We start from the raw sequence: 14,082 nt of genomic DNA on the forward strand, positions 1-14,082 counted from the left end.
CACTCAGGAGTTGGCGGCATTGAATCCATAAAGATTGTGCTTCAGCAGCAGCGGCCAGAGGCATTCCGGCACCTGCTGTCGTTTCTGCTTTTGTTTCACCTGTGAACTGGCAGCAGCGGGAATGCCCAGAGGCAGCACCCTTGCAGCGGCTCCCATCTGGCGAAGGGTCTGCAGAGTGCACAGCTCCAGGGGCCATCCCTCACGGGGCACGATGCTGAGATTGCATTGCTGCAACATGCGCTGAGACTCTTTCCATGATGGGATCTGTTGAGCGAGATCGCTTCCCACGACAAAACAGAGGCGGTGGTCAGGCCAACGTTCGCTAGCCCGTTCCAGTGTGGTGACGGCAAAGGGGCTGCTCAGCTCCTGGGCCAGTTGCAGCCTGGGACTGGCGATCGATTCAACCAGGGTTTTCAGCAGGTCACAACGCTGCTCAAGATCGGCGTCATGGTGTTTCATCGGGTTGTCACTGGCCCATGTGGCGACTCGGTCAAACTGGGTTAACAGTCCTTCCAGCAGTGCCTGATGGCCCACGGTCGGAGGGTCGGCACTGGTCCCGAGCAAGGCAATCTCAGCTCTGGCTTTTGTCGCCATGGTCAGGGCAACAGTGATGGCAGAGGCGGGCGCGACTGCGGCTGGGGCCACTCCTGCATCAGCTCGACGATGCCACGATCCGACTGGGCCAGCCGCCGCATCAGAGTGGCTGGCCCTGGCTGAAGTCGACGCCCCCGGCCCCGTTCCTCCAGCAGCCAGCGTGCCGTCATCCGACCGGTGCGTCGTGTCGTGTGCACGGCCAGTGCCGCCTGGGCCAGGGCCACTGGTGCGGCAGGGGCCAGTGTCAGGCCAGCACTGAAGGGTGCGGCCAGCAGCAACAGCTGCCGCAACGAGCCCAAGGCGACCTGTAGCCCCAGCTGTGCACCCCCCAGCAGAGCGTTCTGCCCACTCAGCTGGCGGATCAATTTGCGAGCCGCCGGTCCCCCGAGAGGAAGGCCATAGAGAGAGCACAGCTGGCGGACAAGGGCCGCATCACAGGCGAATCCCCCAGCCAGATCCAGAAGCAGCAGCGGGTTGGCGGCGACGCCGGTGGCCTTGAGTGCGGCGTAGCGCCCGATCAGCCCCTGGGCTTCCCTCCGGCGTCGCTGCAATCTTCCTGTCTCCAGCTGTTGCTGAATTCGTGTGGCCTGCCTGAGGCTGTTGAGCAACAGCAGGCTCTGGCCATGTTGTTCGAGCAGACGGCTGAGACCGCTCGCCAGTGCTTCCACGTCGGCTGGTTGCTCACGGCTGCGGATGCGGCCATCGCTCAGTTGAACCGCCTTGCGCGGTGCGGCGGACACCGCCAGCGGAGCCGGCAGCCCTGCTGGAAGTCGGCTGTGGATCTTGCGCAGCAGATCCGGCAGTTGATCCTCTGGCCAGCAGTCGCTGCGGTTCAGCACCGTCAACACCGGCTTGCCCATGGTCTGGAGCGTATCCAGGGCCTCCAGTTCCACCCGCGTGATGTCGCCGTCCAGCACAAGAAGCACCAGATCGGCATGCAGGGCCACCCTGGCCGCCAGTCGTGCTCGAGCCGGACCATCCACCTCGTCGATGCCAGGGGTGTCGACCAGTTGGACGTTCTGCAGTCCTGAAATGGTTCTTGGCCAGGCCACGGCCTGCTGCTGACGCGTGCAGCCGTGGGCCACATCCGTGGCCATCAGCTGCTGACCGACCAGGGCATTCACCAGGCTGGACTTGCCGACGCCCACTCGGCCGAACACCGAGATCCGCAGCCTGCTTCGCTCCAGGCGTTCAAGCTGGTGATCCAGAAGCCGAAGCGCACCGGCCAGAAGTCCCTGTTCACGGCCATTCAGTTCCAGCCTGTCTCGCCAGCCCTGCAGCAGATCTCTGCAGCGATCCTCCAGGGCACTCATGGAGCGGCCTCGCCTGAGGTGTTTCTCCACCAGCCGGCCAGCACGGCCAGCACGGCCTCTGGGCCAATCACGCCCACAAAGCCACCGAATTCATCCACCACGACCCGCACACCGCTGTTATCGCGGTGGAAGCCGGTCAGCAGGCGGTCGGCTCGGATCATTTCGGGAACAAACTCAGCCGGTTCACTGAGGTCGGCTGGTGTCAGATGTCCCTTGTTGCGCACCAGGGCGCTCAGCAGACGGTCACGGTTGGCGACGCCGAGCACCTTGTCCACCGCATCGCCGAGCACCACCCACCACTGGGCTTCGTTGTCGAGCAGTTCGACTCGCAACTTCTCGATGTTGCAGGCGCCATCAAGTGTTGGAGCTGCCACCCGCGGTGTCATCAGATCACGAGCGGTGAGGTCATTGAGCTGAAACACCTTGGAGATCATGGCGGCTTCATCGGCTTCGATCTGCCCTTTCTGAGATCCGAGCTTCGCCAGCAGCCGGATCTCTTCCTCATCCGTGCTGATCTCACTCTCTTCCGTGATCGCAGGAAGGAGTCGCTCCAGCAGCAGCACCAGCGGTCGCATGAAAACGCCAAGCCAGTGAAGAACCGGAGCGCTTGCTAGCGAGACCGGCAATGCCAGGCGGCTTCCGATCGCCTTGGGCAGGATCTCCCCGAGCAGAATCACCAGAACCGTGAGGCTGACAGAGAACAGGGCCAGAGCACCATTTCCCGCGTCCATCTTTTCCGTGAACACCCAGGAGGCATAGCCGCCGAGCATCAGGCTTCCGAAGATGTTGAAGCCGTTATTGGTGATCGCTAGCACCGACAGGGTTCGACCCAGGCGCAGCCGCAGCTGCGCCAGCCTGCGGGCTCCGGCCACAGGTTTCGGCCGGGCTGCCAGTTCATGCACTCGCACCGGATTCACGGTCAGCAGCGCTGCTTCCACCCCGGAGCAGAGGGCGGATCCGGTCAGCACCACCACCACCAACAAGAGAAGGATCAGCAGGTCGGAGGTCATGCGCGGACGCTTTGACTGCCATCCTGACGTTTCTCCGGTGCCCTGTCTCTGTCGTGGCTGATCTCGCCCCTGTTTTTGATGCTCAGCTGTTCGCGGATCGCCGTGAGCGGTTCATGGCAGAACTGGGTGAGGCCGCTGCAGTGATTCCAGCGTCGACCCTGGTCACTCACCACGCCGATACGGAGTGGCCCTTCCGCCAGAACAGTGATTTCTGGTACCTGACCGGGTTTGATGAGCCCGATGCCGTGGCCCTTTTCCTGCCACATCGCCCCGAGGGTGAGCGGTTTGTGCTCTTTGTGAATCCCCGTGAGCCAGCTGCTGAGGTCTGGACCGGTCGACGTTGGGGGTGTGAGGGTGCAGTGGAGCGCTTCGGTGCTGATCTCTCGCATCCGCGCCAGGAGCTCGATGCCCTGCTGCCGCAATACCTGGACGGTGCGGAGGGCATCGCTTTCCGTGTCGGCAGCCATCCATCGATCGAACCCCTGGTGTTGCGTTCGTGGGGTGCGCAACTGGATCGGGCATCGCGTACCGGCAGGGCTGCACTGGCGCTGCTTGCACCCTGCCCGCTGCTGCATCGGATGCGCTTGCGCAAGCAACCCGCTGAACTGGAACGTCTGCGTGAAGCCGGGCGGATCTCTGCTTCCGCCCATGAGCTGGCTAGAGCTGCCGTGCGCCCTGGGATGAACGAGCGACAGATTCAGGCTCTGATCGAACAGCATTTCCTTGAGTCAGGGGCCCGTGGAGCCGCCTACGGCTCGATCGTCGCCGGCGGAGACAATGCCTGTGTTCTGCATTACATCGACAACAGCGCAGTCCTTCAAGACGGAGATCTGCTGCTGATCGATGCGGGTTGCTCACTTCGCGATTACTACAACGGGGACATCACGCGGACGTTCCCGGTGAGCGGTCGCTTCAGTGGCGAGCAGCGGGAGCTTTATTGCCTGGTGTTGGCGGCACAGGAAGCGGCGATTCGCCGGGTTAAGCCAGGGCATACCGCCGAGGACGTTCATGACGCGGCTGTGCGTGTTCTGGTGGAGGGTCTTGTGGATCTGGGCCTTCTGGAGGGAGAGGTGGATGGTCTGATTGAGCAGGGCTGCTATCGCCATCTGTACATGCACCGAACCGGGCACTGGCTGGGGTTGGACGTACATGACGTCGGCGCCTATCGGCTCGGGGAGCATCACGTGGAGCTGGAACCCGGCATGGTGCTGACGGTGGAACCTGGTCTTTACGTCAGTGACCGGCTTGCGGTTCCCGAGGGACAGCCTGCGATTGACGAGCGCTGGAAGGGCATCGGTATTCGCATCGAGGACGATGTTGCGGTCAGGGACCTTGGCGAAGTCCCCTGCGGTCATGAAGTGCTCACTTCCGCAGCTCTCAAAGCCGTGGAAGACATGGAGCGCTAGGAGGCCCAGCAGCGTCAGCGATCGGATGTTGAGTGGCCCAGAAGTTCAGAGCCGTTGCTGCCCATCGACCATTGAATGGCTGCTTCAGTACTGGAGAGGACCAGATCCGCGCCGGCGGCGATCAGTTGCCGTTCATAGACGCTTCTCTCCTTGCTGCCGGGCAGAAGATGCGGTGGCGACACCGCGAGACTGATCCATTGACGATCGGGGCGTTGGACCCTGGCATTGAGAACAGTCTTGACATCGGCAACCGTGTCACCCAGATAGGCGACGACCCCCCCGCTGCGATGGGGCAAGAGACTGTCGCTGAGCTGCAAAAGACCACCGGGTTCAGGCTTGTCAGGGGCATCGCCCATGGCGACCAGAGGGGGATTGACCAGTCCCAGTCGCTGCTGCAGCACGAAACGTGCGGATGGAGGCTCCGCGCCACTCACAAATCCCCAACGCCAACCGTTTTGATCCAGCGTGGCAAAGAAGTCCCGTCGCACCAGCAAGGGTTCATCACTGATGTATCCCGTCCAGGCGCTTGGATCGCCATCGGGATCGCCACCGAAGTAGAAATCGCTGAAGACATCGATCAGGTCCCGTCTGGAGGGCAGGGATGCGCCATGCCGGCGCAGCAGCTCGAGGCTTGCGTCCCAGTCGTTGTTCCAGCGTCCTTCGCCCTTGAGGGCGTCGATGCAGGACGGTGCTGGCAGCCAGCCGCTGTAGTGCTCCACAGTTGCCTGGAGGGCTCTGCGGTAACTGCCTGACACGTCGCGGATCACTCCGTCGATATCGAACAGCAGAAGCTGGCTGGTGGATGGATGCCGGTCCAGGGGGATGGGTTTTGGCGGCTGGTAGATTAGTTCTTTGTCCTTGATTCTTGAGCGCTGACACCATGACGGTTTCCGAAGGAGCTGCCGTCGACCAAGAGGTCGTGACAGAGGCAGCAGCAGCTGATCAGGCTCCTCAGAGCACTGAGGCCGATCAGCAGCAGGAGCCGAAGGAAGGTCGTCCGGTGATGCGTGGCGGCAGTGCTGCGTTGGCATCAGCCACGATCGATGCTGATGGAGTGCCATCCGGATACACCCCGAAGGCCGATGAGGGACGCTTCCTGTTGAAGATTCTCTGGTTGCCCGACAACGTGGCGCTTGCCGTTGATCAAATTGTTGGTGGTGGTCCCAGTCCTTTGACGGCTTACTTTTTCTGGCCTCGTGAAGATGCCTGGGAAACTCTGAAAAGTGAACTTGAAGGTAAGTCCTGGATCACCGATAACGAACGCGTTGAGGTGTTGAACAAAGCCACTGAAGTGATCAATTACTGGCAGGAAGAAGGCAAGGGCAAGAGTTTGGATGATGCCAAGCTCAAGTTCCCTGATGTGACCTTCTGCGGTACCGCTTGATTGACATTGAGCAGAATTTTGTTCGTTTCTAGCAGGCAATTCATTGCCTGCTTTTTAATGTCGAGAGAGCAGTTTTCTTGCAAGCTGCCGCAGCCTTTGTCCCGATGATCGGATTGTTTTCAGAATGTTTACTTGGTGCAGTTGTGAATTGATGGCGTAGATCTTCTCTGGCTGATTGAAGGCAGCATTTAATGGTGTTCGGGTCAAGGCTGGTTTGCCTTGAGTGCTGCTGTTGATGCGGCCATGCATCAGAATTATCATTTGATTCATTGAGAGTGATACTGATCGCCAATCCCAGCGAATATGGCTATCTGGGGTCCGCAATAGTCTGTTACAGTCTTACGGAATATTTTTGATGGGTTGATTTCCTTCTCCTCCTTGTTCGCACTTGGCCTGTTCCTCTGCAACCTTTGCAGCCACATCGAGCCTGGAAATCTTGAATGACGTTGGTCAATTCAAGTTTCAGGAATCTGAGATGTCTGGCCTTAGCGGAAAGCGTGGAAAAAATGTTTTTCAGGCTTCTCAGCAACTGTTGAACAAGCGATCCATGATTGCTTTGTTTGAGCAATATTGTTTGCAGGAATCTCCCGTTGTTGTCGGTGATTCTGTATTGCTTCCTCAAGTGGCGTGGTCTGTCGAGAGCTATGAAACGGAATCCGATTCTCTTGCTCAGGTTTGTTCGTTCGCATCCTTCGCCGATTATCTGAACGAGTTGTTGCTGAAAGCTTATTCTTTGCCAGCTTCAGGTGTTTTCACTTCGGGCTTTGGGCCGCGCTGGTCACGGCATCATTCAGGCATTGATATTGCCAATCACGTTGGAACATCCATTCGTGCTTCGCGCTCTGGACGAGTGATTTTCGCAGACTCTTTAGGTGCTTATGGACTGATGGTCGAAATTTTGCATCCTGATGGTTACAAGACGCGCTACGCGCATTGCAATGAGATTCTTGCTCGGGTTGGTGAGAGTGTCAGTCGCGGTGATCTGATCGCCAGGATGGGCAATACAGGTCGCAGCACTGGACCTCATCTCCATTTTGAGATCAGATCACCAGAAGATATCGCAATTGATCCCGCTTCATTCTTGAAGGGAATCACAATCGAAGAAAAGGTATGAACCTTGGGATTAATGACTGGTTGTTAACAGGCTTGAGCTGCATCGATTCTTTTGTAGATTGATATGAGCTGAGCCTGTAAGGGGCTACGCCAAGATTAAAAATTGATGTTGTCTTAATGTCTTGCCCCGAATGTGAAACTGCTGGGGCAGTTGCATTGATAATCAATCAGCTTTGATTGATCGCTGCCTGTGCGCGGGCTCTTGCGCGATTAAGGCTTTGTTGGGCTTTGACTTTCTCAGGAGAGGTCGGCTGTCCTTCCAATTTATTGACGGCGTTGCGTGCAGCCTGCAATTCGCTTTCAGCAGAATTGCCGTCAATCGAGCTTCCTAATTCAGCTGAGTTGACGAGCACGGTGACATCGTCGGCCTCCACTTCTGCAAACCCACCCATCAGGGCGATGGATTTCCAACTTCCATCAGCACGAACACGCAGGACTCCCACATCAAGTGCGGCCAGTAAAGAGACGTGGCCGGGGAGAATGCCCAGCTGCCCAGTAGTGCTGGGGAGGATCACCTCATCAGCAGAGCCATCGAAGACGCTCTGGTCGGGTGCCAGCACACGGAGGGTGAGGGACATGGATATGAAGTGTTTTGGTGAAAAGCGTGGTGGCGAAGTGAAAAGAGCAGAGGGCATGTATTGATGCCCTCTGTTGGCATCACTTGGCTTCTTCGGCCATCTTCGCGGCCTTGGCCTTGACTTCGTCGATGTTGCCAACGAGGTAGAAAGCCTGTTCGGGGAGGTGATCCAGTTCGCCAGCAAGAATCTGGTTGAAACCACTGATGGTTTCCTCGAGCTTCACGTACTTGCCGGACATACCGGTGAAGATCTCAGCCACAAAGAAGGGCTGAGAGAGGAACTTCTCGATCTTGCGGGCACGGTCAACGGTGCGGCGATCATCTTCGGAGAGTTCGTCGAGACCGAGAATCGCGATGATGTCCTGCAGTTCCTTGTAGCGCTGAAGCGTGGACTGAACGCTGCGAGCTGTGCGGTAATGCTCGTCACCCACAACAGCGGGCTGGAGCATGGTGCTGGTGGAGTCCAGAGGATCCACAGCTGGATAAATGCCCTTGGAGGCCAGGCCACGATTCAGCACCGTGGTGGCATCCAGATGAGCAAAGGTGGTTGCAGGAGCCGGGTCAGTCAGGTCGTCAGCAGGGACGTAGACAGCCTGGATGGAGGTGATGGAGCCCTCCAGAGTGGAGGTGATCCGCTCCTGAAGTTCGCCAACGTCGGTACCGAGGGTGGGCTGATAACCCACAGCGGAAGGCATGCGTCCAAGCAGGGCGGACACCTCTGAGCCTGCCTGCACGAAACGGAAGATGTTGTCGATGAACAGCAGAACGTCCTGCTTGTTCACGTCGCGGAAGTGCTCAGCCATCGTCAGAGCTGAGAGGCCCACACGCATGCGAGCACCGGGGGGCTCGTTCATCTGCCCGTAGCAGAGCGCCACCTTTGACTTGGAGAGATCATCGGCGTTGATCACGCCCGAATCCTTGAATTCCTCGTAAAGGTCGTTGCCCTCACGGGTGCGCTCACCCACTCCGCCGAACACGGAAACACCACCGTGTTCTTTGGCGATGTTGTTGATCAGTTCCTGAATCAGCACGGTCTTGCCAACGCCGGCACCACCGAACAGTCCAACTTTTCCGCCCTGGCGATAAGGAGCCAGGAGGTCAATCACCTTGATGCCGGTCTCAAAGACTTTCGGCTTCGTTTCCAGTTCAGTCAGCTTGGGTGCTGAACGGTGGATCGGCGCTGTCGCGTCGGACTTAACAGGTCCCTGTTCGTCGACAGGCTCTCCGAGAACATTGAAAATGCGACCAAGGGTTCCTTCGCCAACGGGCACTGAAATCGGTGCACCGGTATCGAGGGCCTCCATGCCACGAACGAGGCCGTCGGTGGCACTCATGGCAACGGCGCGAACACGGTGATCACCCAGCAGCTGTTGAACTTCAGCGGTTAGAGCGACCTTCTGCCCGGCAGTGTTGGTGGCTTCGATGCGAAGAGCGTTGAGAATTTTGGGCAGCTTGCCGGCGGGGAATTCCACGTCCAGAACCGGGCCAATCACCTGGCGGACAACGCCCTTGGTACCGGCGGAGGCGGGAGCAGCAGCGGCCATAAGTAAGGGGGTGTGAGAGGGAAGCGTCTAGGGCTATCCCTTCCTGAGCGGGGCAACGATACCACCGTCGCGAGAGTGGGGGGAGTGGTTCGGTCACCCGCACGCTTGTCCCGTGGCCGAAGTGCAGAACCCGGACATATGTTGGCACTCGACGACCTTGAGTGCCAGCTCGAGTCGCATCGGCGCTTCGGCGCACTGTCCCTGCTCCTGCAAGAACCCATGGCAGCTGTTTCTCTCAGCGTCTCCACTGTTAAGCCCCTCGGCGATCGCGTTTTCGTCAAGGTTTCAGAATCCGAGGAGAAAACCTCCGGCGGCATCCTGCTCCCCGACACCGCCAAGGAAAAGCCTCAGGTGGGCGAAGTCGTTCAAGTTGGCCCTGGTAAGCGCAACGACGACGGTTCCCGCCAGTCTCCTGAAGTGGGCGTTGGCGACAAGGTCCTCTACAGCAAGTACGCAGGCACCGACATCAAGCTCGGAAGCGATGAGTTCGTGCTCCTGTCCGAGAAGGACATTCTCGCCATCGTCAACTGACCGGCCCCTGACTGCCACGAGCTTGAGACAGGTCGGTAGTCACCAACTATTCCTTTCCATCCATTTCCGCCCCCATGGCCAAGCGCATCATTTACAACGAGAACGCTCGCCGCGCTCTTGAGAAGGGCATTGACATCCTGGCCGAGTCCGTTGCTGTGACCCTCGGCCCCAAGGGTCGCAACGTTGTTCTTGAAAAGAAGTTCGGTGCTCCCCAGATCATCAATGACGGTGTCACCATCGCCAAAGAGATCGAACTCGAGGACCATATTGAGAACACCGGCGTTGCTCTGATTCGTCAGGCTGCATCCAAGACCAATGACGCAGCCGGTGACGGCACCACCACTGCGACCGTTCTGGCCCATGCAATGGTCAAGGCTGGCCTGCGCAATGTTGCCGCCGGTGCCAATGCCATCACCCTTAAAAAAGGCATCGACAAAGCGTCCGATTTTCTGGTCGACAAGATCAAAGAAAACGCCAAGCCGATTGCCGACAGCAATGCCATCGCCCAGGTGGGCACCATTTCCGCTGGTAACGACGAGGAAGTGGGCCGGATGATCGCCGATGCCATGGACAAAGTTGGCAAGGAAGGCGTGATTTCCCTGGAAGAGGGCAAGTCGATGACCACCGAACTGGAGGTCACCGAGGGAATGCGCTTTGACAAGGGATATATCTCTCCCTACTTCGCCACCGACACCGAGCGAATGGAAGCCGTCCTGGACGAGCCCTACATCCTGCTCACTGACAAAAAGATCGGCCTCGTGCAGGATCTCGTGCCCGTGCTCGAGCAGATTGCCCGCACTGGCAAGCCTCTGCTGATCATCGCTGAGGACATTGAGAAGGAAGCTCTTGCCACCCTGGTGGTGAACCGTCTCCGCGGTGTCCTGAATGTGGCTGCAGTAAAAGCTCCTGGTTTTGGTGACCGCCGTAAGGCCATGCTGGAAGACATGGCTGTGCTGACCAATGGTCAGCTGATCACCGAAGACGCCGGTCTGAAGCTTGAGAACGCCAAGATCGAGATGCTCGGCACTGCGCGTCGCGTGACCATCAACAAGGACACCACCACCATCGTGGCCGAAGGCAATGATGTGGCCGTGAAAGCGCGTTGTGAGCAGATCCGCAAGCAGATGGATGAAACCGAGTCCACCTACGACAAGGAGAAGCTTCAGGAGCGACTGGCCAAGCTCGCCGGTGGTGTTGCCGTGGTGAAGGTGGGTGCTGCCACCGAAACCGAGATGAAGGACAAGAAGCTTCGCCTTGAGGATGCCATCAACGCGACCAAAGCTGCTGTGGAAGAAGGCATCGTGCCTGGCGGTGGCACCACCCTTGCTCACCTGGCACCCACGCTCGAGCAGTGGGCCTCGTCCAGCCTGGAGGGTGAGGAGCTGATCGGAGCCAATATCGTGGCTGCCGCTCTGACTGCACCACTGATGCGCATCGCTGAGAACGCAGGTGTCAACGGGGCCGTTGTGGCTGAAAACGTGAAGGCCAAGGCCTTCAACGATGGCTATAACGCTGCCAACGGTGACTATGTCGACATGCTGGCTGCCGGCATTGTCGACCCTGCCAAGGTGACGCGTTCCGGTCTGCAAAACGCTGCGTCAATCGCAGGCATGGTGCTGACCACCGAATGCATCGTTGCTGACATGCCCGAGAAAAAAGACGCCGCACCAGCCGGTGGCGGCATGGGCGGTGGCGATTTCGACTATTAATTCGCTGCTTCTCAACCAGAGCCGCCTCGGCGGCCGATCAAGCCCCGCTTTTGCGGGGTTTTTTTTGTGCCCGGCTCAGGATTGAATGAAGTATCTCCCAGGTCCTGTGATGTTTTTTCGTCGTTGGTTGCGCGAGTTCAAGGAGTTCTTCTTCCAGAAGGGCAATGCTCTGAATCTTGCCATTGCAGTGGTGGTCGGCACGCAGTTTCAGCAGATCGTTGACGCGATCAGCAAAGATCTCCTCATGCCTCTGCTGAACCCTCTCGTGCGTGGTGGTGGCTGGCAGAGCCTGGCGATTCCCTATTTCGACGGGGAGCTTGCAATTGGCCGAATTCTCGATGTTGTACTCAATTCTCTTCTCGTGGGCTGGGCCCTGTTTCTGATCATCAAGGTGATCAATCGCTCTGAGCGGTTGGCCACCTCAGGCGTGGAGAAACTGCGCGGTCTGGAGTCTCCTGAAAGCGACGCTTAGCCTTCAGGGCGTTGCTGTCGAACCGTCGATCTCGGAGTGCCGCGAGCTTCGCCAAATGTTCTTAATGAACAGTTTTTGGCTCAGAGGTGCTGAAGTGGTATCGATGGTTACGCTCAATACGTGCCAGCCCCGACTGAGGCGATTTTTGATCGCTCTCCTGGTCGCTCCAGGATTTCAGCTGCTGAGTTCCGCGCTGCAACATGCTGCTGCGAATGTTGCGGCTCTCGGGGGCGAAAACAGGCTGGAATTGATCGGCGCCAGTTTCAGGCCGTGCTGGTGGCTTATGGATCGGCGACGTTAGGGACGCTGCTCATCGCAGGACTGTTGCGAGGCCCTGGTCTGACGTTCCGCGTGTCGGAAGAGGTTGAAAACCGCGGAGTCGACGGGAATGAGCACGGTGAGGAGGCTTATCCGCAAAGAATTGGTTTTCCCCGGTTTCATTGGGTCCCGATTGGGTGGGGCCTGTTGTTGTCGGCTCTGCTGATTCAGTTCAGCCAGCCGGCACTGAGGATCACAGCCAGCGTGAGAAAGATGGCCAGGGTGGTCCAGGTGATTCGGTTGAGGGTTGCTTCCGCGCTGCTGGCACTTGTAAAGGAAGTGCTTCCGCTAGCGGCGAGCCCACCCATGCCATCGCCTTTGGGGCTGTGCAGCAGGACAAACAGGATCAGCAAGAGGCCGCTGCCGATCCAGATCCAGGAGAGAACAGTGATAACCATGGGCAGATTTTATGCCCGAGCCGATCAGACCGGTTGAGGCAGGCGCGCTGTGGAGGGCACGGGTGTCTCAATCGGTTCGATCAGGGTGCTTCCGGTCATGGCCTCGGGTTTCTCGAGATTGAGCAGCTGCAGAAGAGTGGGTGCGATGTCTGCCAGCCCGCCGTTGTCGCGCAGGCGAATTGCGTTACCCATGCCACGGAGCTTCCTGCGCTCCCCTTCCACGAGGATCAATGGCACCGGATTGGTGGTGTGGGCCGTCCAGGCCTGACCATCGTCGCCTTGCATCCGCTCGGCGTTGCCGTGATCGGCCGTGATGATCATCGTGCCACCCATGCGACCCACGGCATCGAGCAGGCGTCCAACGCATTCGTCGACCTTCTCGATGGCCTCCGTAGCGGCCTCCATCACGCCGGTATGTCCCACCATGTCCGGATTGGCGTAGTTGATCACCACCAGGGAATAAACCCCCTTCTCGATGGCTTCGATACAGCTCACGGTGAGGGTTTCGGCGTTCATGGCCGGAGCCTGGTCATAGGTGGCAACGCGGGGAGAGGGCACCAGATGACGGTCTTCTCCTTCCAGCGGCTGCTCCACACCACCGTTCATGAAGTAGGTCACATGGGGATATTTCTCAGTCTCAGCCGTTCGGTACTGGCGCAGTCCACTCGATGCCACAACCTGACCCAGCAGGTCATCCAGGGACTCGGGTGGAAAAGCAACCTCCACAGGTAGACCGGCTTCGTACTGCGTGAACGTGACGACGTCCAGCTGAGGCTTTTGGGGCCGTTCGAAGTCGGCGAAATCCTCTTTCGCCAGGCACTGAATGATCTGGCGCGCCCTGTCAGGTCTGAAATTGAACATCAGCAGGGCATCGCCATCCTTCAGACGGGTGGCACGCAGACGTGTCGGTTCCATGAATTCATCGGTGGTGCCGCCGTCGTAGCTGGCTTGTAGCACTTCAGCCGCCGACAGCTGACTCACCGGAACCTCAGGGGAAGTGAGCAGTTCATAGGCACGTGAGGTTCTCTCCCAGCGGCGGTCGCGGTCCATAGCCCAGTAACGACCACAGATGCTGGCGATTTCACCTACGCCACAGGACTGGCTGGTGTCCTCAACCTGCTTCAAGTAGATCGGAGCACTCTGCGTGGGGGTGTCCCGTCCATCGGTGATCGCATGGATTGAAACGTGTTTCAGGCCTTCGTCGGCTGCCCAGCGCAGCAGTCCGCACAGGTGATCCACGTGGCTGTGCACACCACCGTCTGAGCAGAGGCCCAGCAGGTGAAGAGTGCCGTTGCTGGCACGCAGACGTTCGGCCAGTTCACGGAGTTTTGGGACGGCTCTCAACTGGTTTTCGCGCACCGTGTCGCCGATCCGCACCAGTTCCTGACGAATGATTCTGCCCGCGCCGATGGTGAGATGCCCGACTTCGGAATTGCCCATCTGTCCATCGGGCAATCCCACATAGGAGCCGCTGGCCTGGATCAAGGTCTGGGGGTAGGCGTGACGCAGAGCATCGATGACGGGAGTGCTGGCGGCTCGGATGGCGTTGTGGTCGGCGTCGCTGCGCTCGCCCCACCCGTCCAGGATCGCCAGAACAACAGGAGCAATGGATCGCTCCCTGCTTGGTCGTCCCGTATGGCGATCAGCAACGTTCACTCAGCTCTATCCGTTCTTAAGGTCTTCTCTAGATTCATAAGTTACCCCCGGATCCCG

14 protein-coding genes are annotated in these 14,082 nt (G+C 58.8%); 6 read left to right on the forward strand and 8 right to left on the reverse strand.

Translation table 11 applies throughout. The features are described from left to right. Positions 1-3: 3 nt before the first annotated feature. Genes SynBIOSE41_RS14120 through SynBIOSE41_RS14130 form a run of 3 tightly spaced genes read right to left on the reverse strand, consistent with a single transcriptional unit; the run spans position 4 to position 2,917 of the window. A complete protein-coding gene (locus SynBIOSE41_RS14120; protein WP_186541249.1) occupies positions 4-594 on the reverse strand; it encodes a nicotinate-nucleotide adenylyltransferase in 591 nt (196 codons plus the stop codon). A gap of 2 nt (positions 595-596) precedes the next feature. Continuing rightward, positions 597-1,907, reverse strand: coding sequence for a GTP-binding protein (locus SynBIOSE41_RS14125; protein ID WP_186538449.1), 1,311 nt, complete (start codon positions 1,905-1,907; stop codon positions 597-599). Continuing rightward, entirely contained in the window at positions 1,904-2,917 is a 1,014-nt protein-coding gene (locus SynBIOSE41_RS14130) for a CNNM domain-containing protein (RefSeq protein WP_066911135.1), read from the reverse strand. The genes SynBIOSE41_RS14125 and SynBIOSE41_RS14130 overlap by 4 nt, the downstream gene beginning before the upstream one ends. Before the next feature lie 53 nt (positions 2,918-2,970). Here SynBIOSE41_RS14130 and SynBIOSE41_RS14135 point away from each other — a divergent pair, with 53 nt between their 5' ends. After that, positions 2,971-4,323, forward strand: coding sequence for an aminopeptidase P N-terminal domain-containing protein (locus tag SynBIOSE41_RS14135; protein ID WP_255475789.1), 1,353 nt, complete (start codon positions 2,971-2,973; stop codon positions 4,321-4,323). 14 nt (positions 4,324-4,337) lie between these two features. On the opposite strand, the gene SynBIOSE41_RS14140 is transcribed toward SynBIOSE41_RS14135, so the two are convergent. Further along, entirely contained in the window at positions 4,338-5,078 is a 741-nt protein-coding gene (locus SynBIOSE41_RS14140) for a TIGR01548 family HAD-type hydrolase (protein WP_370594131.1), read from the reverse strand. Positions 5,079-5,203: 125 nt separating this feature from the next. On the opposite strand from SynBIOSE41_RS14140, the gene SynBIOSE41_RS14145 reads away from it, so the two are divergent. Both SynBIOSE41_RS14145 and SynBIOSE41_RS14150 read left to right on the forward strand, forming a co-directional pair. Then, a complete protein-coding gene (locus SynBIOSE41_RS14145; RefSeq protein WP_066911139.1) occupies positions 5,204-5,707 on the forward strand; it encodes a 30S ribosomal protein PSRP-3 in 504 nt (167 codons plus the stop codon). Positions 5,708-6,095: 388 nt separating this feature from the next. After that, positions 6,096-6,821, forward strand: a complete 726-nt coding sequence (locus SynBIOSE41_RS14150; protein ID WP_255475790.1) for a M23 family metallopeptidase — start codon at positions 6,096-6,098, stop codon at positions 6,819-6,821. A gap of 166 nt (positions 6,822-6,987) precedes the next feature. Here the strand turns inward: SynBIOSE41_RS14150 and atpC are convergent, their stop codons facing one another. Next, positions 6,988-7,398 carry an ATP synthase F1 subunit epsilon gene (atpC, locus tag SynBIOSE41_RS14155; RefSeq protein ID WP_066911149.1) on the reverse strand — a complete coding sequence of 137 codons (411 nt, stop codon included), beginning with the start codon at positions 7,396-7,398 and terminating at the stop codon, positions 6,988-6,990. 79 nt (positions 7,399-7,477) lie between these two features. Then, the gene (atpD, locus tag SynBIOSE41_RS14160; protein ID WP_066911150.1) at positions 7,478-8,941 is read right to left on the reverse strand and encodes a F0F1 ATP synthase subunit beta; all 1,464 of its coding nucleotides are present in this window, start codon (positions 8,939-8,941) and stop codon (positions 7,478-7,480) included. A gap of 219 nt (positions 8,942-9,160) precedes the next feature. Here atpD and groES point away from each other — a divergent pair, with 219 nt between their 5' ends. The 3 genes from groES (at position 9,161) to SynBIOSE41_RS14175 (ending at position 11,653) form a co-directional block, all read left to right on the forward strand. After that, a complete protein-coding gene (gene groES, locus SynBIOSE41_RS14165) occupies positions 9,161-9,472 on the forward strand; it encodes a co-chaperone GroES (protein WP_066911278.1) in 312 nt (103 codons plus the stop codon). Positions 9,473-9,546: 74 nt separating this feature from the next. After that, positions 9,547-11,181 carry a chaperonin GroEL gene (gene groL / locus SynBIOSE41_RS14170; RefSeq protein ID WP_066911151.1) on the forward strand — a complete coding sequence of 545 codons (1,635 nt, stop codon included), beginning with the start codon at positions 9,547-9,549 and terminating at the stop codon, positions 11,179-11,181. A 109-nt stretch (positions 11,182-11,290) separates the two neighbouring features. After that, positions 11,291-11,653, forward strand: a complete 363-nt coding sequence (locus SynBIOSE41_RS14175; protein WP_255475791.1) for an MscL family protein — start codon at positions 11,291-11,293, stop codon at positions 11,651-11,653. Positions 11,654-12,138: 485 nt separating this feature from the next. On the opposite strand, the gene secG is transcribed toward SynBIOSE41_RS14175, so the two are convergent. After that, positions 12,139-12,369, reverse strand: coding sequence for a preprotein translocase subunit SecG (gene secG, locus SynBIOSE41_RS14180; RefSeq protein WP_186538453.1), 231 nt, complete (start codon positions 12,367-12,369; stop codon positions 12,139-12,141). Positions 12,370-12,393: 24 nt separating this feature from the next. After that, positions 12,394-14,025 (reverse strand): 2,3-bisphosphoglycerate-independent phosphoglycerate mutase, encoded by a 1,632-nt coding sequence (gene gpmI / locus SynBIOSE41_RS14185; protein ID WP_186538454.1) that lies wholly within the window; start codon positions 14,023-14,025, stop codon positions 12,394-12,396. Positions 14,026-14,082: the final 57 nt, after the last annotated feature.

The sequence above is a fragment of the Synechococcus sp. BIOS-E4-1 genome (assembly GCF_014279995.1).
In the GTDB taxonomy this organism is placed as follows: Bacteria; Cyanobacteriota; Cyanobacteriia; order PCC-6307; family Cyanobiaceae; genus Synechococcus_C.

Coding starts and splice junctions, on each gene's coding strand:
- SynBIOSE41_RS14120 (WP_186541249.1), bottom strand. CDS start 594: ATGGCGACAAAAGCCAGAGCTGAGATTGCCTTGCTCGGGACCAGTGCC.
- SynBIOSE41_RS14125 (WP_186538449.1), bottom strand. CDS start 1,907: ATGAGTGCCCTGGAGGATCGCTGCAGAGATCTGCTGCAGGGCTGGCGA.
- SynBIOSE41_RS14130 (WP_066911135.1), bottom strand. CDS start 2,917: ATGACCTCCGACCTGCTGATCCTTCTCTTGTTGGTGGTGGTGGTGCTG.
- SynBIOSE41_RS14145 (WP_066911139.1), top strand. CDS start 5,204: ATGACGGTTTCCGAAGGAGCTGCCGTCGACCAAGAGGTCGTGACAGAG.
- atpC (WP_066911149.1), bottom strand. CDS start 7,398: ATGTCCCTCACCCTCCGTGTGCTGGCACCCGACCAGAGCGTCTTCGAT.
- atpD (WP_066911150.1), bottom strand. CDS start 8,941: ATGGCCGCTGCTGCTCCCGCCTCCGCCGGTACCAAGGGCGTTGTCCGC.
- groES (WP_066911278.1), top strand. CDS start 9,161: ATGGCAGCTGTTTCTCTCAGCGTCTCCACTGTTAAGCCCCTCGGCGAT.
- groL (WP_066911151.1), top strand. CDS start 9,547: ATGGCCAAGCGCATCATTTACAACGAGAACGCTCGCCGCGCTCTTGAG.
- SynBIOSE41_RS14175 (WP_255475791.1), top strand. CDS start 11,291: ATGTTTTTTCGTCGTTGGTTGCGCGAGTTCAAGGAGTTCTTCTTCCAG.
- secG (WP_186538453.1), bottom strand. CDS start 12,369: ATGGTTATCACTGTTCTCTCCTGGATCTGGATCGGCAGCGGCCTCTTG.